Origin of the sequence: Kitasatospora sp. NBC_01539, assembly GCF_045040525.1 — a bacterium.
Classification (GTDB): Bacteria; Actinomycetota; Actinomycetes; order Streptomycetales; family Streptomycetaceae; genus Kitasatospora.
This window is the reverse complement of sequence record NZ_CP109390.1, coordinates 7180990-7201378: the sequence shown is the minus strand read 5'-3', so window position 1 is coordinate 7201378 and position 20389 is coordinate 7180990. Positions and strand designations below refer to the sequence as shown.

The window sequence follows — 20389 nt, the reverse complement described above, 5'->3', positions numbered from 1 at the left end:
GTGCGAACGGCTACGACGGGTACGGACCGCTACGGCGCGGAGGGTGCCGGCAGCCCGGCGGCGAGCAGCTCCAGCGCCTCGCGCAGGAGTGCGGACATGGAGGTCGCGGCGTCCTCCCGGAGCCACTGCGCGGTGGCGACCTGGACGGCGGCGCCGACGGCGGCCGCCACGAGCTGCGGGTGGAGGTCGCGTTCGGCGTCGGCGCCGGTGCGCTCCGCGACCGCGACGGCGAGTTCGCGGGCGGCTTCGGCCCCGGCCTTGAGCATCTCGCCCTGCAGGGTGGGGTCGGCGACCATCAGGCGGACGCCCGCCGCCCACTGCGGGTCCGGCACGGCCTCGCCCCCGGCCTCGGCGAGGACGGCGGCGAGGAGGGCCGGCCAGAGGGGTTCGGCGGCGGGGCGTTCCCGGAGGGCGTCGGCGACCCGCCGGGAGCGGTCGAGGTGGCGGGCGGCGATCGCCTCGGCCTTGCTGGAGAAGTAGTTGTTGAAGGTGCGGGCGGACACTCCGGCCTCGGCCGCGATGTCCTCCACCAGGACGTTGTCCAGGCCGCGTTCGACTGTCAGCCGGACGGCCGCCCAGCTGAGCGCCTGGCGGGTGGCCTGCTTCTTGCGCTCGCGCAGTCCGGGGGCGGGCGGCGTCCGGGGGGTGTCCATGGGACGACGGTACCGACGAATCTGCGTGATGCGCAATAGTGCGCACTAAGCAATATTTCTGGATGCGCAATTTTCCCGGACGGCCACCACGACGAGATCCGCCGCCCCGGCGCCACCCGGCGCACCGACCTGCTCCTCCCGCTGCCGAACGGCTTCCCGCCCGATCCCGACGACCGGCCGCCGTGCCCCCGGAAACCGCGTTGATCGGGCACGTCCGTCCCGACACCATGCGGGGGTGACCATCGAAACGACCCTGGCCAGAGCCGAGGCCGACCTCCGGGCCGGACGCGTGCCGCTCGCACGGCAGCGCCTCCGCGGGCTGGTCGGCAGCCGCCCCGCCGACCTCACGGTGCGGAGCCGGCTCGGCGCGGTCTACCGGCTGTACGGCGAGCCCGCCCAGGCCGGCCGCTGGACGTACCTCGACGACGACCGGGACGAGGCCGAGGCCGCCGCCTTCGAGGCCGCGTACGCGGACCCGCAGGCCCGGATGACCGCCCTCGCCTGGCGCGACCCGGAGGAGAGCGCCCCCACCGGCACCGCCCGCGAGCGGCTGACGGCGGTCCGCACGGCCGCCTCGGCCGCGGCCGGTCGGCCGCTCGCCTGGGGCGCCGCCGAGGAGGACGAGGACGAGGAGGAGGCGAAACCGGGCACGGACTGGCCGGGCGTCCTGGGCTGCACCGTGGTCGTCCTGGTGCTCCTCGCGGCCTGCGGGCTCATGGTGTTCGGTGCCGTCACCCTCGTCCGGCAGTTCTGATCCCCCGCCGACGACCGCCCGACCGGTCCCCTGCGATCATGAGGCCATGATGTCACCCCCTGCCACCTGGTCCCTTCGCCCCGCCGAGCCCGCCGACATCGAGACGATGGCCGAGGTACGGGCCGCGGCGCTGCGCCCGGACCTTGAGCGCCTGGGCCGGTTCGACCCGCACCGCGTGCGGCAGCGGATGCGCGACACCTTCTCGCCGGGGCACACCTCCGCGATCACCGTCGGCGGCACCGTCTCCGGCTCGGTCACCCTGCGTCCCGGCGACGACGGATGGTGGCTCGAACACTTCTACCTGGCACCGGAGTTGCACGGCAGCGGGATCGGCACGGCCGTACTGCGCACACTCCTCGCCCGGACGGACGCCGACGCCCGGACCGTCCGCCTGATCGTCCTGCAGGGCAGCGCGGCACGGCGGTTGTACGAGCGTCACGGCTTCGTCCTCGAACACCAGGACCCGATCGACGTGTTCATGGCGCGGCACCCCCGGCCCGCCACACCGTAGCCGACCGGCACCGTCGCCCACCCGGGCCGCCTTGGCCACGCCTTGACGCACAATTGACCGGTTCACGGGCGAAGCGGCGCAACGCGCGTCACTACCGTCGGGTCCATGTCACCTCTCCCCCGAACGCCGGCGACCCCGACGGTCCCGGTGCTCCCCTACCGCAAGCCCACCCGCGGCCGCGACTACTGGGTCATCGACGACGTGCTGCCCGACCCCGCGGCCGTCCGGGCCCGCGTGCTGGCCCGCTCCGACTGGAGCCAGGGCTACCCGCACCGGCCGGAGACCTGGCCCGGCCTGCGGACGATGCCCGGCCTGGAGCCGGACGAACTGGCCCACGTGGAGGGCCTCGTGAGGGAGGCGACGGGCGCCCGGCGGATCTGGGCGGAGACCTCGGCCGGGGGTGCGACCGTCAACCACAACTGCATCCAGGTGGTCGGCGCGGACGAGTGCGAGCCGCGCCCGCACACGGACTCGCGCGCGGTGTGCCGCTACGCCGCGGTGCTGTACCTCAGCCCGGACGCGCCGAAGGACTGCGGCACGAGCTTCTACCGCCAGCAGATGCCGGGCGGCGCGCTCGGCGGCAACATCGTGGCGGCCCCGCACAACAACCTGGTGGACGCCCTCGGCACGCGGTTCGTCCCGGCGGACTCCTTCGTCGAGGACGTCCGGGTGCCGCACCGCTTCAACCGGCTGCTGCTCTACAGCGCCAACATCATCCACACCGCCACCGGCTACTGGGGCGGATCGCTGGAGGAGCGGCGGATGACGGCGGTCTTCTTCTGGATGGCCTGACCTCCGGACGACCCCACACCCGGGATACGCACAACCCGGGATGCCCACACACCCCGGGATGACCGGACCGCCGGATGACCCGACCGCGGCTGCGCCCCGGACCGGATCGGACCGGACCCCGCATGCATACCCGGTATGGCCCCTCGATATAGTCGCGTCCGAACCAGCCTCCCGTGCGGAGGAAGACGCCACGGGGGGAGACTCGATGCCGATCGGCATACCGGGAGTTCGCAGACGCATCATATCCGCGCTGGCCGCGAGCACGGCCCTCGCGGCCCTGCTCGGCGGCTGCGCCTCGTACGACACCACCACGCCGCGCAGCGCACGCGACAAGGCCTCGGGCAGCGTCTCCGGGGACGGCGCGGCCGCGCAGACCGTCGACTGCCGCAAGGCCTCCTGCGTGGCCCTCACCTTCGACGCGGGGCCGAGCCCGTACACCCCGAAGCTGCTCGACGTGCTGAAGCAGCAGGGCGCGCACGCCACCTTCTTCATGCTCGGCAAGAACCACGTCATGAAGTACCCGGACACCGTCCGGCGGCTGGTCGCCGAGGGCAACGAACCGGCGAACCACACCTGGACGCACAAGATCCTCACCGAGGTGAAGCCCGCGGAGGCGCGCGCCGAGATCGAGCAGACCGAGGACGCCGTCGAGCGGATCAGCGGCCGCCGGCCCGTCCTGATGCGCCCGCCGCAGGGCCGCACCGACGAGGACGTCTCGGCGATCTGCAAGGAGCTCGGCGTCGCCCAGGTGCTGTGGAGCGTCACCGCCAAGGACTACGCGACCGACGACTCCGAGCTCATCCGCAAGCGCGTCCGCGAGCAGGTGAAGCGGGACGGCATCATCCTGCTGCACGACATCTACCCCGGCACCGTGCCCGCCGTGCCGGGCATCCTCGCCGACCTCAAGGCGGCGGGCTACACCGTCGTGACGGTCTCGCAGCTGCTCTCCCCCGCGAAGCCGGAGCCGGGCCGGGTCTACAAGCCCTGACCCGGACGCCCCGGGGCCACGTACGGCCTCGTGCACGGCACGGCCGGCCGCACCCCTGACGGGTGCGGCCGGCCGGCCCGCTTCCTACTGGTAGACGCGGACGTAGTCCACGAGCATCTTCTGCGGGAACACGGTGGTCGCGTCCGGCGCGCCCGGCCAGTCGCCGCCCACCGCGTTGTTGAGGATCAGGTAGAACGGGTGGTCGTACACCCACGGGCCGCGGGTGGTCTCCAGCACGTTGCGGTCCACGGTGAAGAACGCGTTGCCGTCCACGTAGAACGTCATGTGGGTGGAGTCCCAGTCGACGGCGTAGGTGTGGAACGCGTCGGCGAAGTTCTGGCCCGCCAGGGTGTACGGCGCGCCGTAGCCGCCACCGCCGTTGTAGGCGGGAGCGTGCAGCGTGGAGTACACCGAGTCGGCGACCTTGCCCACGTGCTCCATGATGTCGATCTCACCCGAGTACGGCCACGCGGTGCCGTTCTTGAAGTTCGAGCCGAGCATCCAGAACGCCGGCCACAGGCCCTGCGTCCCGGTCACCTTGATCCGCGCCTCGGCGTGGCCGTACGCGAAGTCGAAGTGGCCGTAGGTGTTGATCCGGCCCGAGGTGTACTGGCAGGTCGTGCTGCCGGACAGCGGGTCGCGCGGGCAGGCCGACCCCGGGGTGACCTCCTTGCGGGCCTCCAGGACGAGGTTGCCGGTGCCGTCCTGGTAGAGGTTCTTGTTGCCGGTCGTGTAGTACTCCAGCTCGTTGTTGACGCCGGCCCCGGGGTCGGTCGTCCACTTCGAGGCGTCGGGCGCCGTGCCGTTGGTGCCGTTGAACTCGTCACTGAACACCAGGCGGGTCGCCGGGAACGACGGGTTCGCGGGCAGCGCCGGCGGCGTGGCAGGGGCGCCGCCCGTGCCGAACACCTGGAACTCCCAGAGCGAGTAGCCGTACTGGCTCACCCGGGTGGTGCCGTACATGCGCACGTACCGGCCGGTGCCGTTCAGGTTGGAGATGGTCTCCTTGAAGCCCTTGCCGGTGGTGGTGGAGTAGATGTCGGACCAGTTCGCCGCGTCGTTGGAGACCTGCAGCTTGTAGGCCGTGGCGTACGCCGGGTCCCACTGCAGGATCACCTTGTGGATCGTCGCGGTGGCGCCGAGGTCGATGTAGATCCAGGCCGGGTCGCTCCACGCGCTGGTGGCCCAGCGGGTGGCCGGGTCCTGGTCGACGGCCTTGCCGGGCAGGCAGTTGCCGCACCCGCCGTCGTTCTGGCTGGTCGAGGCGAAGGCCGGCTTGTTGTACGAGAGCTGGACGTCGCCGCCGCCCGGGTTGCCGCCGCCGGGGGTGCCGTAGACCTGGAACTCCCAGAGCGAGTAGCCGTACTGGGTGGCCCGCGCGGTGCCGTACATCCGCACGTAGCGGCCGGTGCCGTTCACGGTGAGGTTCTGCGTGCCACCGGTGCCGGTGGTGGTGGCGTAGATGTCCGTCCAGGCGTTGCCGTCGGGCGAGGTCTGCAGCTTGAAGCCGGTGGCGTACGCGGCCTCCCACTGCAGCACGACCCGGCTCACCGTGGCGGTGGCGCCGAGGTCGACCTGGATCGACTGCGGGTCGGAGAAGGTGCTCGACCAGCGGGTGCCCGCGTTGCCGTCGACCGCCGCGGTGGCGGGGAACGCGACGTTCTCCGCGGACGTGGCGACGACCGGCTTGTTCTGCGAGAGCAGGCTCTCCGCGGCGGGGGCGGCCGAGGCGAAGGGGACGAGCAGCGCACCGACGGCCAGGGCGAGGGCCGTCAGGAGCCGGGTCAGGACCCGGCGGTGGTGGCGCTGCGGGCGCACGGCTGCGCCCGTCGGTGCCGTTGTCATGGAAACTCCAGCTGGGTGGGGGTGGTGCGGAGTCGGTACTGCGGGGTGGGGCGCGTGGGGCGGATCAGGGTGCCGGGCACGGGGCACGGCGGACGGTCCGGCATCGCGCGGGGCGGGCCGCGGGCCGTCGTTCGGCGGTACTCGGGATCCATGGCCGTCCTCGGGTGGGGGGTGAGGCGGTGACCCGGTCGGTGGGTGGCCGGTCGTCCGTCGGTCAGGCGGACCCCCGCACGACGAGGCCGGTGGGCAGGACCAGCGCCGGGGCGGCCGGCTCGCCTGCCGCCAACCGCTGCACACTGCGGATGAGTTGGCGGCCGAGCTCGTCGATCGGCTGCCGCACGGTCGTGAGCGGGGGGTCGCACTGGCGGGCGCAGTCGACGTCGTCGAAGCCGACCACCGCGACGTCCTCCGGCACCCGGTGGCCGGCCCGCCGCAGGGTGTCGAGCGCACCGACCGCCATCTGGTCGGAGGCGGCGAACACCGCGTCGATGCGCGGCTCCTCCTTCAGCAGCCGGGCCATCGCGGCCCGGCCGCCCTCCACGGTGAAGTCGCCCTCGGCGACCAGCGGCCGGAAGCGGGCCCGGGCGGCCTCCCGCCGGTACGCGGCGAGCCGCTCGATACCGGCGGGCATGTCGGACGGCCCTGCGACGGTCGCGATCCGCGTCCGGCCGAGCGCCCGCAGGTAGCGCACGGCGGAGGTGGCGCCACCGGAGTTGTCCACCGCCACGTAGGGCAGGTCCGGCCCGTGCACGGGGCGTTCGCTGCACACCACGGGCACGCCGGTGCGCGCGAGGAACTCCGGCAGCGGGTCGGGGCCGTGCAGCGAGGCGAGCACCACGCCGTCGACGTGCCCGGCGCGCGCGTACTGCTCGATACGCCGCCGGCCGGCCGCCGAGCCCGCCAGCAGGATCACCAACTGCTCGTCGGAGGCTTCGAGTTCTTCGGTGGCACCGCGGATCAGCGTCGGGAAGAAGCCCTCGGAGAAGACCTGCGACATGCCCTCGGGCAGCACCAGCGCGTAGCAGCCGGTGCGGTGGGTGACCAGGGAGCGCGCGGCCTGGTTGGGCACGTACTGCAGGTCGGCGACGGCCCGCATCACGGCCGAGCGGCGCCGTTCGCTGACGGGGTGGGAACCGCTGACGACCCGGGAGGCGGTGGCCCGCGACACGCCGGCGAGCTCGGCGACGTCCTCCAGGGTCGGCCGGTGCCGGTCGAGGGCGGTCAGCTCCACGGGTACTCCCTCCGTGCGGGTCGGGCCCGGCGGCAACCGCGCCGCCATGAGAGAGCGCTCTCTCAACTGGCGCTCAGAGACTGCCCCCGCGGCCCCGCCCGTGTCAATGAGCGCGCATCAATTGGCGGCGATCTCCACGCGACCGCCAACACCGATCACAGAGAGCGCTCTCCTCCGAGCGCGTGAACCGCCACGTCGAAAGGCCTGCCCGGGCCGCCTGTGTACCTGCCTGCAGGCCCGTCCCCAGGACCGACTCCCGAGGACCGATCCCCGAGAATCCCCCCGAGAGCCGCCTCGGAGCACCCGGGCCCCGGAGACGGGCCCGTCGGCCCCGGCAGCAGCCCGAAGCCCCGCCCCGCGCACGGGCACGGGACGGGGCTTCGGGCAGCCGGGGGCAGGCAGCCGGGGAGGGCCGCTACGCGGTCTGCCGCACCACGAGCGTCGGGCGGAAGACCACCATCGGCATCGTCTTCGCCGGCTCCGCGATCTGCCGGAGCACCAGCCGGGCCATCTCCGAGGCCATGTCCTCCACCGGCTGCCGCACCGTGGTCAGCTTCGGGTCGCAGGCCAGCGCGGCGCTGCTGTCGTCGAAGCCGATCACCGCGACGTCCTCCGGCACCCGCCGCCCGCTGCGCGAGAGCACGGGCAGGGCCCCGAGGGCCATGAGGTCGGAGGCGATGAACACGCCGTCCAGGTCCGGGCAGCGGTCCAGCAGGTGGCGCATCGCCGCGCCGCCGCCGTCCTGGGTGAAGTCGCCCTCCACGTGCACCGGTTCACCGTGGCCGTGCGCGGCGAGCGCCTCACGGAAGCCCGAGAGCCGCTCCCGGCTCGCGGGCATGTCGAGCGGGCCGGTGATCGTCGCGATCCGCCGGCGCCCGAGGCCCACCAGGTGGTCCACCGCCAGCCGGACGCCCTCGCGCTGGTCCACGTCCACGTAGGCGATCGGGCAGGAGGAGGCCGGGCGCGAGGCCAGGACCGCCGGGATGCGCGCCTCGGTGAGCCACTGCGGCAACGGGTCCACGGTGTTGGAGGACACCAGGATCACGCCGTCGACGTGCCCCTGCCGCAGGTACCCGAGGAGCTGGCTGCGCGACTCGCTGTCGTCGGCCAGCATCAGCACCATCTGCATCCCCTGCGGGCGCAGCACCTGGATGACACCGCTCACCACCCGGCCGAAGTGCGGGTCGGTGAACATCCGGCCGACGAACGGGTCGAGCGGCTGGTTGCGGCGCTCGGCCTCGGAGACCACCAGGGCCACCGAGTTGGTGCGCCGGGTCACGAGCGAGCGGGCGGCGGAGTTCGGCACGTAGTTGGTCGCGGCAACGGCCTCCTCGACGACCCGCCGCAGCTCGGGATCGACGGTGGACTTGCCGTTCACGACCCGCGAGACGGTCGCGCGGGACACGCCGGCCACCTTCGCGACGTGTTCCAAGGTCACAGGTCGGGTGGACGGCGGGAGATCGGTGGTCACGCAGCAGTTATACCTCCTGCGCACACCGCCGCGACGCCCCCCTCCCGTACGGCTGTCCAGGATCCGCCGCCGCCACCGCCCGCAGGGCCGGCCGGCGGCGCCGATCGGGCCCGCACGTTCGCGGCCGAGCGACCCGTCGGCGCCTCGTCCGGCCGGCCGTCGGGTAGGGCACGAACGGCTCCGCCGCGTGCCGTACCAGCACCTCCGCACCGGGGATCACCGGGCCCGCCGAGGGCCCGGGCGAACTCACCGCTCGCGGCGCGGCACCGCCAGCCACACGGCCAGCACGACGAGGAAGGAGAGGGCGGAGAAGCCCGTGCACCACCAGGCGGTGGCCGTGTGCCCGGCCATGAAGGCGTCGGTGGCGACGGTCAGGGCCCACAGCTGGCCGATCACGACGGTGGCCGCGAGCACGACCCGGGCGCTGAGCATCGCGGAGCGCTCCGGCTCGTGCTCCCCGCCCGCGCCGGGGCCGGGCCCGGTCGCGCGGATCCGGGGGTCGGCGTAGCCACTGGTGGCCCGGATCTGCGGGTACCGCTCGTGGACGGGCCGGTTGAGCGCGGGCTCGGCACTGCCCGGGTGGTAGGCGCTGCCTGTCCCGTGAGCACTGCCAGGCCCGTGAGCACTGCCAGGCCCGTGAGCGCTGCCCGTCCCGTGACCACCGCCAGGCCCGTGGAGTCCTCCGCCCGCGGGCGCGGGGTCAGGCTCTCCGGGTCCGTCCCCGGGCGTGGTCATGATCCGCTCCCGCAGTCGATCCGGTCGGCGAGGTCCGGGTCGCGTTCGCGCAGCCCGCGGCAGAGTCCGGCGCGGTCGCTCTCGCCGGAGCGGGCGGTGCCGACCGCCCAGACGGCCCCGCGGGCGTCCTCCACGAGCAGCACCCGGGGCAGTGCCCGCGGGGGCGGACCGGCCGTGACCTCGCCGGTGCGGATGTCGAACTCGCCTTCGTGGCACGGGCAGTACAGGTCGCCGTCGGGTCCGTGGTCGGGTCGGCGGACGACTCCGCAGGCGAGGTGGGTGCAGATCGTCGACCAGCCGACGAGGGTGCCGTCGGCGAGGCGGACGGCCACCGCGTGGTCGTCCTCGCCGGGGTAGGCGAAGGCGACGGCCTGGCCGCGGGTGATCCGGTCGGCGATCCGGACGGGGGTGGCGGCGCCGTCGCCGTGCCGGGGCAGTACGCCTGCGGCGACGGCGGTGGAGCCGACGGCCAGGCCTCCGGAGACGGTGGCGACGATGCGGAGGTAGTCGCGGCGGGTGGTGAGGGAGTCGGCGGCGATCCGGTCGACCAGGGCCGCGTGCTCCGCCGGCAGGGCGCTGCCGGGGGCGTCGTCGGCCGGCCGGGGGTCGGGCGTGCTCATCGGGCGGCCCCGTTCCCCGGTACGGCGCGCCCGTTGACCTCGACGAGCGGCAGGAGGCCGCCGGGCACGGGGGCGCCGTGGTCGGCGGGCACCACCATGGCGACGCCGGTGGCGATCCCGGTGTCGCCGAAGGCGAAGTACGCGGAGACGTCCACGCCCGGTCGTTCGTTCTGGAGTTCCTCCAGGGTGCCGTAGAAGAGCGCGCCGGTCGGGCAGACGGTGGCGCACATCGGCGCGAGCCCGTAGGAGGTGCGGTCGTAGCAGAAGTTGCACTTCATCTGGAGCTTCGCCTCCAGGTCGATCTTCGGAACGCCGAAGGGGCAGGCGTTGACGCAGTTGCCGCAGCCGATGCAGCGGGTGGGGTCGGCCTCCTGGACGACGCCGTCGGCGGTGACGAGGATGGCGTCGGCGGGGCACACCTGGGCGCACGGGGCGACCGGGTCCTCGCAGTGCATGCAGACGGTGGGCAGCGAGGCGACGGAGTGTCCCTCGTCGGGGTAGTCGAGGTGGATCATCGAGGTGCCGCGGTGCGAGTCGCATTCGCGGCAGGCGGAGACGCAGGCCTGGCAGCCGATGCAGCGGCCGGGGTCGATGAAGATGGTCCTGCCGAGCATCCGGTTCAGCCCCTCTCGGCGGTGCCGCGGCCCTGCGGGGCGGTCGGCGGCAGCGGGTCGGTGGACGGGGTCCGGGCCCCCGGGCGGGTGCCGTGGCCGGGCGGGACGGGCGGCTCGGGCGGGGCCGGCGCGCCGTCCGGGGCGTCCGCGCGCTCGATGCGGACGGCGCAGACCTTGTACTCGGGGATCTTGGAGCGCGGGTCGAGGGCGTCGATGGTGAGCTGGTTGGCCGCGACGGGGAAGGGCCAGTGGTAGGGCACGAAGACGTGGTCGGCGCGGATCGCCTCGGTGACCAGGGCGGGCAGCACGGTGCTGCCGCGCCGGGTGACCACCCGCACCGGGTCGCCGTTGCGGAAGCCGTGCGAGGGGTGCACCTCGACCCAGGGCCGCGGGGTCTGCTCGACGAGGCCGTCGAGGCGGCGGGTCTGGTTGCCGGAGAGGAAGTGCGCGACCGTGCGCCCGGTGGTGAGCCGCATCGGGTAGTCGTCGTCGAACGGGTCGGCGGGCGGGTGCCACCCGACGACCTGGAGGTGCACCTTGCCGTCGGGGTGGTACGTCCGGCCGTCCTCGAACAGCCTTGGTGTGCCCGGGTGTTCCGTGGTGGGGCAGGGCCAGGCGATGCCGCCGGTCTCCTCCAGCCGCTCGTAGGTGATGCCGGCGTAGTCGATGACGGTGCCGGCGGAGGCGCGGCGCAGCTCGTCGAAGACCTCGCGGGAGCCGGCGAAGTCGAACTTGTCGCCGGCTCCGAGCCGCCGGGCGAGTTCGCAGAGCACCCAGGTGTCGGTGCGGACGCCGGGCGGCGGCTCCTGCGCCTTGTTGTGCTTGACGACGCGGGCCTCGGCGTTGGCCATCACGCCCTCGTCCTCGGCCCAGGTGGTGACGGGGAAGACGACGTGCGCGTTGGCCGCGGTCTCGGAGAGGAAGAAGTCGCACTGTGCGTGGAAGTCGAGGGTGTCGTAACCCTCTTTGACCACGGCGTAGTTGGGCAGGGAGACGAAGGGGTTGTTGCAGACGCCGAGCAGGCCGCGGATCTCGCGGCCGCTCATCTGGTGCACCATCTCCATCATGGACGTTCCGGCGGTGGGGAGTTCGGCTTCGTCGATGCCCCAGATCTCGCTGATGCGGCGGCGGTGGTCGGGGTCGAGGATGGAGCGGCCGCCGGGCAGGAGGTCGGCCTTCTGGCCGTGTTCGCGGCCGCCCTGGCCGTTGCCCTGGCCGGTGATGGTGCCGTAGCCGCGGCCGGGCCTGCCGAGGTTGCCGGTGGCGGTGCACAGGTTGATCACGGAGAGGCAGTTCTCCACGCCCTGGGTGTGGTGCTCGATGCCGCGCGCGTGCCAGGCCATCGCCCGCGACGCGCCGGCGAACAACCGGGCCACCCGGACGACCTGTTCGGCCGGGATGCCGCAGATCTCGGCGGCCCGTCCGGGGGTCCAGGCGGCGACGGCCGTCCTGACCTCCTCCCATCCGGTGGTGTGGGCGGCGAGGAACGGCTCGTCGGTGAGGCCCTCCTGGACGACGACGTTGAGGACCGCGTTGAAGAAGGCCGCGTCGGTGCCGGAGCGCAGGGCCACGTGCACGTCGGCGGTGCGGGCGACGGCCGTCTCGCGGGGGTCGACGACGATGAGCACGGCTCCGCGGTCGCGGGCGCCCCACACGTACTGGGTCATCACGGGGAAGCACTCGCCGACGTTGGCTCCGGCGATCAGCAGGCAGTCGGTCTGCAGGATGTCGGCGAAGGGGTTGGCGGCCCGGTCGATGCCGAAGGCGAGCTTGTTGGCGCCGGCCGCGCTGACCATGCACAGGCGTCCGTTGTAGTCGACGTGCCGGGTCCGCAGTGCGACCCGGGCGAACTTGCCGACCAGGTAGGTCTTCTCGGTGAAGAGGCTGGCGCCGCCGAGCATGCCGAAGGCGTCCCGGCCGTACTCCGTCTGGATCTGCCGGATGCGGTCGGCGGTGTGGTCGAGCGCCTCCTCCCAGCCGACCTCGCGGAACGGCTCGTCGCGGGTGCGGCGCAGCAGCGGGGCGGTGAGCCGGTCGGGGTGGTTGACCTGCTGGTAGGCGTTGATGCCCTTGGGGCACAGGCGCATCCGGTTGATGTCGTGGTTGCGGGGTTCGACGCCGAAGACCTTGCCGCCGGCGTCGACGCGCAGGTACATGCCGCACTGCACGCCGCAGAAGCAGCAGTGGGTGGGCACGAGCGTCTGCTCGGCGAGGCCGGCGCGCCAGCCGGCGGTGGAGGGGCTTCCGGCGTCGTGGAACAGCCGGGTGCCGGGCGGGGCGAGGACGGGGTCGAGGCGTCCGGCCTCGGCGGGCGGCCGGTTCACCGGAACCCCCGCTTCACCTGGGTGAGGTAGGCGCTGCCGCGCAGCACGCGTTTGCAGCGCGGGCAGGTCTCGGCCCAGGCGTCGAAGTCGAGGTGCAGGTCGCGCATGGTGCCGCGGAGGTTGGCGACGTACGCGGCGGTGTCGACCGGGCGGCCGCAGTTGCGGCAGGGGAAGGGCTCGCCGTCGGTGCGGGAGACGAGTTTGAAGAGTTGCATGCCGACGGCGGCGGGCCGTTGGACGATGTGGAAGAACTTGCCGAACGGCAGGTAGACCAGGGTGAGCACGACGGATGCCATGTGCAGCACCGAGAGGAACGCGTAGCCGCCGCCGTGCAGGAGGATCTCGGAGAAGGTGAGCAGCAGGCCGGTGACGGAGACGGTGATCAGGGCGAGCAGCGGGACGAGGTCGTAGCCGAAGCGCTGGCCGGTGGTGGCCTGCCGGTCGTGCAGGCGGCGCCACAGGAAGTAGCCGCTGCCGGCGACGACCATCACGGCGGCGAGGTCGAGGCCGTGGTAGAGCACCCAGCCGAGGAGGCTGTCGTAGGTGAAGCCGAGGACGGCGACGCCCCACAGGCGCATCCGGTAGCCGGGGCCGTCGGGTCCGACGGCGGTGAAGGTGAACCAGCCCCAGGTCAGCGGGAAGGTGATGGCCGCGGCCAGCAGGCAGCCCCAGAAGACGAGTTGGTGCGCGGCCCAGCGGGCGTGCGAGCGGGCGCCGAGGAACTTCTGGAAGCCGAGGTAGGTGAGCGCGAGCCGGGGCAGCGCGGTGGGGGCGCGGCGGAGGTTCTGCCAGGACAGGACGGAGGCCCAGCCCCGGCGGAAGAGGCGGCGGGCCGCCGGGGCGGAGACCCAGACGGTGTACCGGTAGGCGACGCCGAAGGCGAGGAAGACGGTCGCGACGGCGTAGGGCACGAGGGCGGAGTCGAAGTCGCGGAGTCCGCGGCTGCCGAGCACGATCGCCACGGTCAGCAGGGCGGCGACGGCGGCCCCGGCGAGCGAGGCCCGTAGGGCCGTCCGGGGTGGCGGGCCCGGTTCGGGCACCGGCGGGGGTGTCTCCGGCGCCGGGTCCGTCCGGGTCGTCGTCGCCACCCTGTGCCTCCCGCCGTCGCACGCCACCGATCGCGACGACCGTATGCGTGCGCGGTCGGCCGGGCCTGCCGGGTCGGCCGGGTGGGTGAGCGGTCGGCCGGGTGGGTGAGCAGCCGGGTGGGCGGGTGAGCGGGTGAGCGGGCCGGGGACGGCGACACGGCGGGCGGCTGGGCCGGACGGATGGACGGACGGGGCGGGGTCAGGGCAGCGGGCGGACGACGGTGCCGTCCTCGCGCGCGCCCTCGACGTCCGGCCGGCCGGTCGGCGGCCGGTCGAGCGCGAGGGTGTGGTCGGCGGCGGTGCGGTCGGCCAGGCCGGCGTCGCCGTGCACGGTGAGGCGGGTGATGCGGCGGCTGCTCGCGACGAGCAGCAGGTCGCGTCCGTCGGGGGCGTGCCAGCGGCTCCAGGCCACGGCGTCCTGGTCGAAGCGGCTGCATGCGCGTCCTTCGGCGGCGCCGGTGCGGACGGCTTCGGGGGCGCCGGGCAGCAGGAGTGCGGTGGTGGCGGCGCCGGTGCCGTTCCAGCGGTCGGTGCGCAGGCAGACCCAGGCGGCGGTGCCGGCCCGGGCGGGCAGCGGCTGCTCGGCGAAGGCCCACGCGTTGAGGGATTTCACGCCGGGGACGGGGGCGGGCAGGGTGCAGACGCTGCGGGCCCAGGTGGTGAGGGCGTCGGCGCCGGTGGCCTCGCGGGGGGTGCGGGCGATCCCGGCGGAGGGCGGCGGCAGGTAGGTGAGGTGGGCCGGGGCGAGGCCGCCGGTGTCGGCGAGCAGGAAGGCGTGCTTCTCGGCGACGGTGGGGGCGGAGCGGAGTTGCAGCACGGGCTGCCGGCCGCAGTCGCCGGAGGGCAGCGGTACGGGGCCGGTGACGCCGTCGCGGCGGTCGAGCTCGCGGGCCGGGCGGTCCGGCTCCCGCAGTTCGCGCAGTTCGGCGGTGTCGACCCAGGGGGCGAGGAGGTAGCGCACGGTGCCGTCGCCGCGGTGGAGGGTGAGGGCGGCGGCGGTGGTCACGTCGGCGTCGTCGGCGCGGGCGAGGGTGAGTCCGGCGCCGTCGGCCCAGTGGGCGATCCGGGTGCCGTCGTACAGCAGGACGACGGGCGTGCCGTCGACCGTGCCGGCGTAGAGGAGGTGCGGCGGTGCGGCGGGGGGTCCGTCGGGGGTGCCCGGCTCCAGGTGGGCGGCGGTGCCCGACCGCCAGGTGCCGAGGGCCCTGGCGAGGAGGGCGGTGTCCGTGGTGCGGTCGCCGCGGGCGGGCCAGACGCCGTGGTCGAGGCGGGCGCTGCGGGTCCAGGCGTCGGGGTCGACGCGGACGAGCACGGAGGGGTCCGGGATGCGGGCGGTGGCGTGGTGGGCGGCGCTGTCGGAGGAGGGCAGCCGGGTGGCGGGGGCCTGGGCCTCACCGGTGACGGCCGCGGCGACGGCGAGGAGGGAGACGAGCAGGGCGGCGGCCCCGGTGAGCCGGGCGGCGCGGCGGCGGCGGATGAGGTCGCCCGGCTGGACCCGCACCGTGCAGGGGTCGAAACGTTCCTCCTCCCATCCGTCCGCGAGGTCCGCGGGCACGGCGGCGGCCTCGCGGCGGGCCCGGGCGGGCCTGCTCTCTCCGGCGCGGACGAGCAGCGAGGAGACCTCCGCGGTCTGCAGTCCCTCGACGACGCGCAGCGCGTACGCGGCGCGGCCGGAGGGGCTGAGCCGGGCGAGGGCGCGGTCGAGCGCGAGGGCTTCGCCGCCGCCGTCGGCGGTGGTCAGGCGCAGGCCCCACACCTGGGGCAGGGTCTGCGGGCGGGGTGGGCGGCGGGCGGCCGTGAGGGCGCCGCGGACGACGCGTTCACGCAGCAGCCCGTACAGCTCCTCGGCGGGGCCGCGCCGGGCGGAGTGCCAGGGGCGGCCGGCCAGGGCGCGCTGGGTGACGGCGTGGGCGAGCAGCAGGCGCCGGCCGCGGTCGCTGCCGGCGGGGAGCACGAGGTAGGCGATCCGGGCGAGGCGGCGGTAGTTGACGACCAGCACCTCCTCCGCGTCGCTCTGCACGGCGCGGCCGGCGGGGGCGGGCGCGGCCCGGCGCAGGGTGGGGCGGTCCATGGGCGCACGCTCCGGTGACTCGCGGGACGACGGCAGCCGGGGTCGGACTGCAGATCATCCAACGAGTGGATCATGCGATGGTTTCGGGGCCCTCGGTTGCCGGGATGGGCTGCTCGGACCAGACCGTCTTGCCCCGCCCGCCGTAGCGGGTGCCCCAGCGGCGGCTGAGGTGCATCACGAGGAAGAGTCCGCGGCCGCCCTCGTCGCCGCTGCGGGCGAGGCGCATCTGCGGCGAGGCGGAGTTGCCGTCGGTGACCTCGCAGACCAGGCCGCGGTCGCGGATCAGCCGCAGCCGCACGGGCCCTTCGCCGTACCGGATGGCGTTGGTGACGAGTTCGCTGACGATCAGCTCGGTGTCGTCGACGAGGACGGGCAGGCCCCAGGCGGTGAGCTGCTGGGCGGCCAGGGTGCGGGCGGTGGCGACGACGGCGGCGTCCGCGGGCAGCGTCCAGAGGGCGACCCGGTCGGCGCCGAAGACCCGGGTCCGGGCGAGCAGCAGCAGGGCGTCCTCGTCGAGCCGCTGCGGCACGGCGGCGTACGCCACGTCGTCGCAGAGCTCCTGCAGGGTGCGGTCCGGGTGGGCGAGCACCCGGCGCAGCCGTTCGCCGCCGCCGAGCAGGTCGGCGTCGCTGCCGGCGGCCAGGCCGCGGGTGTGCAGGGCGAGCAGGGTGCCGGGTGCGAGCTCGGCGCCGACGACCTCGTACCCGCCGCCGCCGCCGCGGCCGAGCGGGGCGCCGGCGGGTACGGCGAAGGGCACCGGTTCGCCGTCCGCGGCGGTGACGACGGGCGGGGGGTGGCCGGCCGTCGCGGCGGTGAGCCGCCCGCCGACGGGGTCGTACACCAGGTACAGGCAGGTCGCGGCGACGGGCGGCTCGCCCGGTTCGAGGACGGCTTCGGCGGCGAGGCGCTCCACGGTCTCGTCGAGGCAGGCGAGCAGTTCGTCCGGAGGGAGGTCCTGGCGGGCCAGCGTCTGGACGACGGTCCGCAGCTGCCCCATGGTGGCGGCGGACTCGACGCCGCGCCCGGCGACGGTGCCGCAGACGAGGGCGACCCGCGCCCCGGAGAGCGGCACCACGTCGAACCAGTCGGCGCCGGCGTCGCCCGACAGGTGCAGGAACGCGGTCTCGACGGCGGGCAGGTCGGGCGGCCGGACGGGCAGCAGCCGCCGCTGCAGTGCGGTCGCGACGGTGCGCTCGCCGACGTACTGGCGGGCGCGGTCGATGCTCAGGGCCGTGCGGTCGGCGAGTTCGGAGGCGAGTTCGACGTCCTGGGCGTCGAAGGGCTGCGAGTCGCCGGTGCGCAGGAACACGGCGAGGCCCAGGGCGATGCCGTGCAGGGTGAGCGGCGCGACGATCAGCGAGTGCACCCCGGCGTCGGCGAGGCAGCGGGCCTTCTCCGGGTCGGTCGCCAGCCAGGGCTCGTCCGGGGTGAGGCGGCCGACCAGCCTCGGGCGCCGGTCCTGGAGGCTCTGGGTGAACGGCGTCGGGAACGAGAGCGAGCTCAGCCCGCTCCCGGTGCCGGTGCGGCCGTCGGCGGACCGGAAGGCCGCGCGGCGCAGCGGCACGTGCGGCGGCAGCGGGCCGGGGCGGAGCCGTCGCCCGCGGACGACGTCGTCGAGGAGTTCGACGACGACGGTGTCGGCGAAGCGGCCCGTCGCGACCTCGGCGAGCTCCTCGGCGGTCACCGTGGCGTCGAGGGTGCTGCCGATGATCCGCTGGGCGTCGTGGATCAGGCCGAGCCGCCCGACGGCGGCCTGCTGCGCGGTGATGTCGTCGACCATGGCGGCGAGGCCGAGCACCCGTCCGCCCGGCGCCTGGAGGCGGAACATCGACACGGCGACGACCATCCGGAAGTCGGGCTCGCCCTGGATGTAGCCGTCGAACACCTGGCCGCGGACGGCGTTGCCGGTGGCCAGCACGGTACGGGCCAGCGCGGTGACCTGCTCGGCGGGGAATCCGGGGGCGAACTCCTCCACCGTGCGGCCGAGCACGGAGTCCTGCGCCCGCCCGCGCATGCCGCGCGCGGCGGTGTTGAAGCGCAGCACCCGCAGTTCGGTGTCCAGGACGAACAGGCCCGCCGGGGCGCGGGTGAACAGCGCTTCCAGCAGCGCGTCGTCGGTGCTCTCTCGGTCGGTCCGCTGCACGGCGCCCTCCTTTCGTGCTCGGGCTTTCGTGCTCGGGCCAGGTCTCCACCTTCCCAGTGCGGCCCGGGGGGGCAACTCGGCCGGGCGCGGGCGCGGGGGTGCAGCGTCCTGCGGATGCCGCGAGGATGGGGGCGGGGTCCCGGGCGGGAAGGTGGTGACGCCGTGCCGGACGACGGCGCGTGGCAGCGGCTTCCGTCACCGCTCCGCGAGCTGCTGGAGGGCACTCCGGGCGCGGTGGGCGTGCTCGACCCGGAGCTGCGCTACGTGTACGTCAACCCGGCGCTCGCCCGGATCAACGGCGCGCCCGCCGACGCGCACATCGGCCGGACGATCACCGAGATGGTGCCGGGCATCGACGCCCGGGTGGACGTGCTCCGGGCCGTCCTCGACGACGGTGTGCCCCGCGAGACGACGTCCAGCGGGCACACCCGCGCGCGCTCACCGCTCGCCCGGCGGTACTTCCACGGCGCGTACCACCGGCTGGAGGTCGACGGGAAGGTGGTCGGCGTGGCCGGGATCCTGCTGGAGGTCACGGCCTCGCGGCAGCAGCAGCACGAGCTGGAGCAGGCCCGCGAGCGGCTCGCGATGCTCGACAGGGCCTCCGCACGGATCGGCACCACCCTGGACATGGACACCACCTGCGCGGAGCTCGCGGAGTTCCTCGTCCCGGTGCTCGGGGACGCCGCGACGGTGGACATCCTGCCGCCGGACGACACGTCCGCCGCCCACGGCGCCGCTCCGGGCCTGCTGCGGCTGCGCCGGACGTCCCTGGTCGTCGCCCCGCACCTGGCGGCGCTGGCCCGCGACATCGGCCCGGCCGGGGAGTACCTCGACTACCGGCCCGGGTCGCCGACCCGGCGGGCACTGGAGTACGGCCGCCCGGTGATCGAGAACCTGCCCGGGGCGGACCGGGTCCGGCGTGCCGTGTCGCATCCGGGCAGGGCCGCCGCGTACCGCGCGGCGGGCGTGCACTCGGAGCTGGTGGCGCCGCTGGTGGCGCGCGGCCGCCGGCTGGGCACGGCGACGCTGCTGCGGGCGGGCGCGTCCCCGCCGTTCACCGAGGACGACGCCGTGGTGGCCGCCGACCTCGCGCTGCGTGCCGCGATGACCCTCGACAACGCCCGCCGCTTCACCCGGGAGCACAGCATCGCCCTCGACCTCCAGCGCGCGCTGCTGTCCGAGCCGGGCGCGCCGCCGCCGGGCCTGGAGGTGGCGTTCCGCTACCGCCCGGCCGGTACGAGCGCACTCGTGGGCGGCGACTGGTACGAGACGGTGGCGCTGCCGGACGGCACCGCGCTGCTGGCGATCGGTGACGTGATGGGCCACAGTCTGGAGGCCGCCGTCGACATGAGCCACTACCAGGCGATGCTGCGGATGGTCGCGGCGGAGGGCCTGTCGCCCGGCCCGATCCTCGACCGGATGGACCGGCTGATGTCGCCGCTCGACCCGGGCCGCCCGGCGACCTGCCTGGCGGTGGTGGTGGACCCGGCGACCGGCAGGTGCGTGTACGCCAGCGCGGGCCACCTCCCGCCGGCCCTGGTGGCGCCGGACGGCACGGTGACGCTGCTGCCCGTCGACCCCGGGCCGCCGCTCGCGACGGGCTTCGGCGGCTTCCCGGAGGCCACGGCGCTGTGCCCGCCCGGGCACCACCTGCTGCTGTACACCGACGGGCTGGTGGAGCGGCGCGACGAGTCGATCGACGCCTCGCTGGCCCGGCTGACCCGGTTGCGGCTGCCGCCGGGCGCGCACGCCGAGGAGCTCCTGGACGCCGTGCTGGCGGGCCTGGCGCCGACCGCGGACGACGACGTGGCGATGCTGGCCGCCTCGCCGCGGGCGGGCTGAGCCGGGGCTACGCGCGCGGTTCGCCGTACCAGCGCCAGGTGGTCGGGCGGGGGCGGCCGGGGAGGTCGGCGCGGCCGGTCGCCCAGAGGAGCGTGAGGCGGCGGTCGGTGTCGGCCGGGGCGTCGGGGAACAGCCGGTGCAGCGCCCGGGCGCAGAGCGCGGCGGGCGGCTCCCAGGCGAAGCCGAGGCCGCGGGCGAGGTCGTCGAGGTGCACGAGCGTCTCGACGACGCCCATCGCGGCGAAGCCCTCCGGGTCGGCGGCGCCGAAGCCGTGGTGCGCGCGGACCTCCGGCCCGGTGGTGCGCACCACCGCGGCGAGCATCGTCCCGCAGGCCTCCAGCACCTGCACGAGCCCGGCGGGGCCGGCGGGGCCGGCGGCGCGTTCGGCGAAGATCACGTTGGCCGGGCCGCCGGGCCGGTCGCGGCGCCACAGGAACGGCACCTCGCGGTCGAGCGGCGGCCGCGCGGGGCCGAGCTGCGCGGCGTACGCGAAGAGGTCGTCGGCGAGGTGCTCGGCGGTCTCCCAGCAGTCCCAGGTGAGCGGACCGGCCGGGACGGACCAGTCGGCGTCCAGGGCGCCGCGCAGGGCGGCGGTGCCGAGGCGGACGGCCTCGGCCACGTCGTCGGCGGTGACCGGGCCCGGAGGTGATGATCCGTCGAGGGGTGGCATGCGGGGGACGGTAGCAGCTCGGGTTGCCGCGACGCCG

The 20389-nt window shown here is 74.9% G+C and carries 17 protein-coding genes; 5 read left to right on the top strand and 12 right to left on the bottom strand.

Annotated elements, in window-relative coordinates:
* Positions 1–29: 29 nt before the first annotated feature.
* Positions 30–653 (bottom strand): TetR/AcrR family transcriptional regulator, encoded by a 624-nt coding sequence (locus OG335_RS31275; RefSeq protein WP_405014487.1) that lies wholly within the window; start codon positions 651–653, stop codon positions 30–32.
* Between the two features lie 235 nt (positions 654–888).
* Between OG335_RS31275 and OG335_RS31270 the strand changes: the two genes are divergently transcribed.
* The 4 genes from OG335_RS31270 (at position 889) to OG335_RS31255 (ending at position 3698) form a co-directional block, all read left to right on the top strand.
* Positions 889–1407 carry a DUF6584 family protein gene (locus tag OG335_RS31270; RefSeq protein WP_405014486.1) on the top strand — a complete coding sequence of 173 codons (519 nt, stop codon included), beginning with the start codon at positions 889–891 and terminating at the stop codon, positions 1405–1407.
* A gap of 49 nt (positions 1408–1456) precedes the next feature.
* Positions 1457–1918: a GNAT family N-acetyltransferase gene (locus tag OG335_RS31265; RefSeq protein ID WP_405015590.1), complete on the top strand. Its 462-nt coding sequence runs from the start codon at positions 1457–1459 to the stop codon at positions 1916–1918.
* 105 nt (positions 1919–2023) lie between these two features.
* The gene (locus OG335_RS31260; RefSeq protein WP_405014485.1) at positions 2024–2710 is read left to right on the top strand and encodes a DUF6445 family protein; all 687 of its coding nucleotides are present in this window, start codon (positions 2024–2026) and stop codon (positions 2708–2710) included.
* Between the two features lie 205 nt (positions 2711–2915).
* On the top strand, positions 2916–3698 hold the full coding sequence (locus OG335_RS31255) for a polysaccharide deacetylase family protein (RefSeq protein ID WP_405014484.1): 783 nt from the start codon (positions 2916–2918) through the stop codon (positions 3696–3698).
* 84 nt (positions 3699–3782) lie between these two features.
* Here OG335_RS31255 and OG335_RS31250 read toward each other — a convergent pair whose 3' ends face one another.
* The 10 genes from OG335_RS31250 to OG335_RS31205 form a co-directional block, all read right to left on the bottom strand.
* Positions 3783–5543, bottom strand: coding sequence for a discoidin domain-containing protein (locus OG335_RS31250; protein ID WP_405014483.1), 1761 nt, complete (start codon positions 5541–5543; stop codon positions 3783–3785).
* A gap of 214 nt (positions 5544–5757) precedes the next feature.
* Positions 5758–6774, bottom strand: a complete 1017-nt coding sequence (locus OG335_RS31245) for a LacI family DNA-binding transcriptional regulator (RefSeq protein WP_405014482.1) — start codon at positions 6772–6774, stop codon at positions 5758–5760.
* 415 nt (positions 6775–7189) lie between these two features.
* The gene (locus OG335_RS31240; RefSeq protein WP_405014481.1) at positions 7190–8245 is read right to left on the bottom strand and encodes a LacI family DNA-binding transcriptional regulator; all 1056 of its coding nucleotides are present in this window, start codon (positions 8243–8245) and stop codon (positions 7190–7192) included.
* 246 nt (positions 8246–8491) lie between these two features.
* The gene (locus OG335_RS31235; protein WP_405014480.1) at positions 8492–8980 is read right to left on the bottom strand and encodes a hypothetical protein; all 489 of its coding nucleotides are present in this window, start codon (positions 8978–8980) and stop codon (positions 8492–8494) included.
* Positions 8977–9600, bottom strand: a complete 624-nt coding sequence (locus OG335_RS31230) for a Rieske (2Fe-2S) protein (protein WP_405014479.1) — start codon at positions 9598–9600, stop codon at positions 8977–8979. The genes OG335_RS31235 and OG335_RS31230 overlap by 4 nt, the downstream gene beginning before the upstream one ends.
* On the bottom strand, positions 9597–10214 hold the full coding sequence (locus OG335_RS31225; protein ID WP_405014478.1) for a 4Fe-4S dicluster domain-containing protein: 618 nt from the start codon (positions 10212–10214) through the stop codon (positions 9597–9599). The genes OG335_RS31230 and OG335_RS31225 overlap by 4 nt, the downstream gene beginning before the upstream one ends.
* Positions 10215–10219: 5 nt before the next feature.
* Positions 10220–12538, bottom strand: a complete 2319-nt coding sequence (locus OG335_RS31220; protein WP_405014477.1) for a molybdopterin oxidoreductase family protein — start codon at positions 12536–12538, stop codon at positions 10220–10222.
* A complete protein-coding gene (locus tag OG335_RS31215; protein ID WP_405015589.1) occupies positions 12535–13578 on the bottom strand; it encodes an MFS transporter in 1044 nt (347 codons plus the stop codon). Before OG335_RS31215 ends, OG335_RS31220 begins: the two co-directional genes overlap by 4 nt.
* Before the next feature lie 247 nt (positions 13579–13825).
* Complete coding sequence (locus tag OG335_RS31210; RefSeq protein WP_405014476.1) at positions 13826–15697, bottom strand: hypothetical protein; 1872 nt, start codon at positions 15695–15697, stop codon at positions 13826–13828.
* A 70-nt stretch (positions 15698–15767) separates the two neighbouring features.
* Positions 15768–17840, bottom strand: a complete 2073-nt coding sequence (locus OG335_RS31205) for a SpoIIE family protein phosphatase (RefSeq protein WP_405014475.1) — start codon at positions 17838–17840, stop codon at positions 15768–15770.
* Between the two features lie 162 nt (positions 17841–18002).
* Here OG335_RS31205 and OG335_RS31200 point away from each other — a divergent pair, with 162 nt between their 5' ends.
* Positions 18003–19682 (top strand): SpoIIE family protein phosphatase, encoded by a 1680-nt coding sequence (locus tag OG335_RS31200; RefSeq protein WP_405014474.1) that lies wholly within the window; start codon positions 18003–18005, stop codon positions 19680–19682.
* A gap of 7 nt (positions 19683–19689) precedes the next feature.
* Here OG335_RS31200 and OG335_RS31195 read toward each other — a convergent pair whose 3' ends face one another.
* Positions 19690–20352, bottom strand: a complete 663-nt coding sequence (locus tag OG335_RS31195) for a hypothetical protein (protein WP_405014473.1) — start codon at positions 20350–20352, stop codon at positions 19690–19692.
* Positions 20353–20389: the final 37 nt, after the last annotated feature.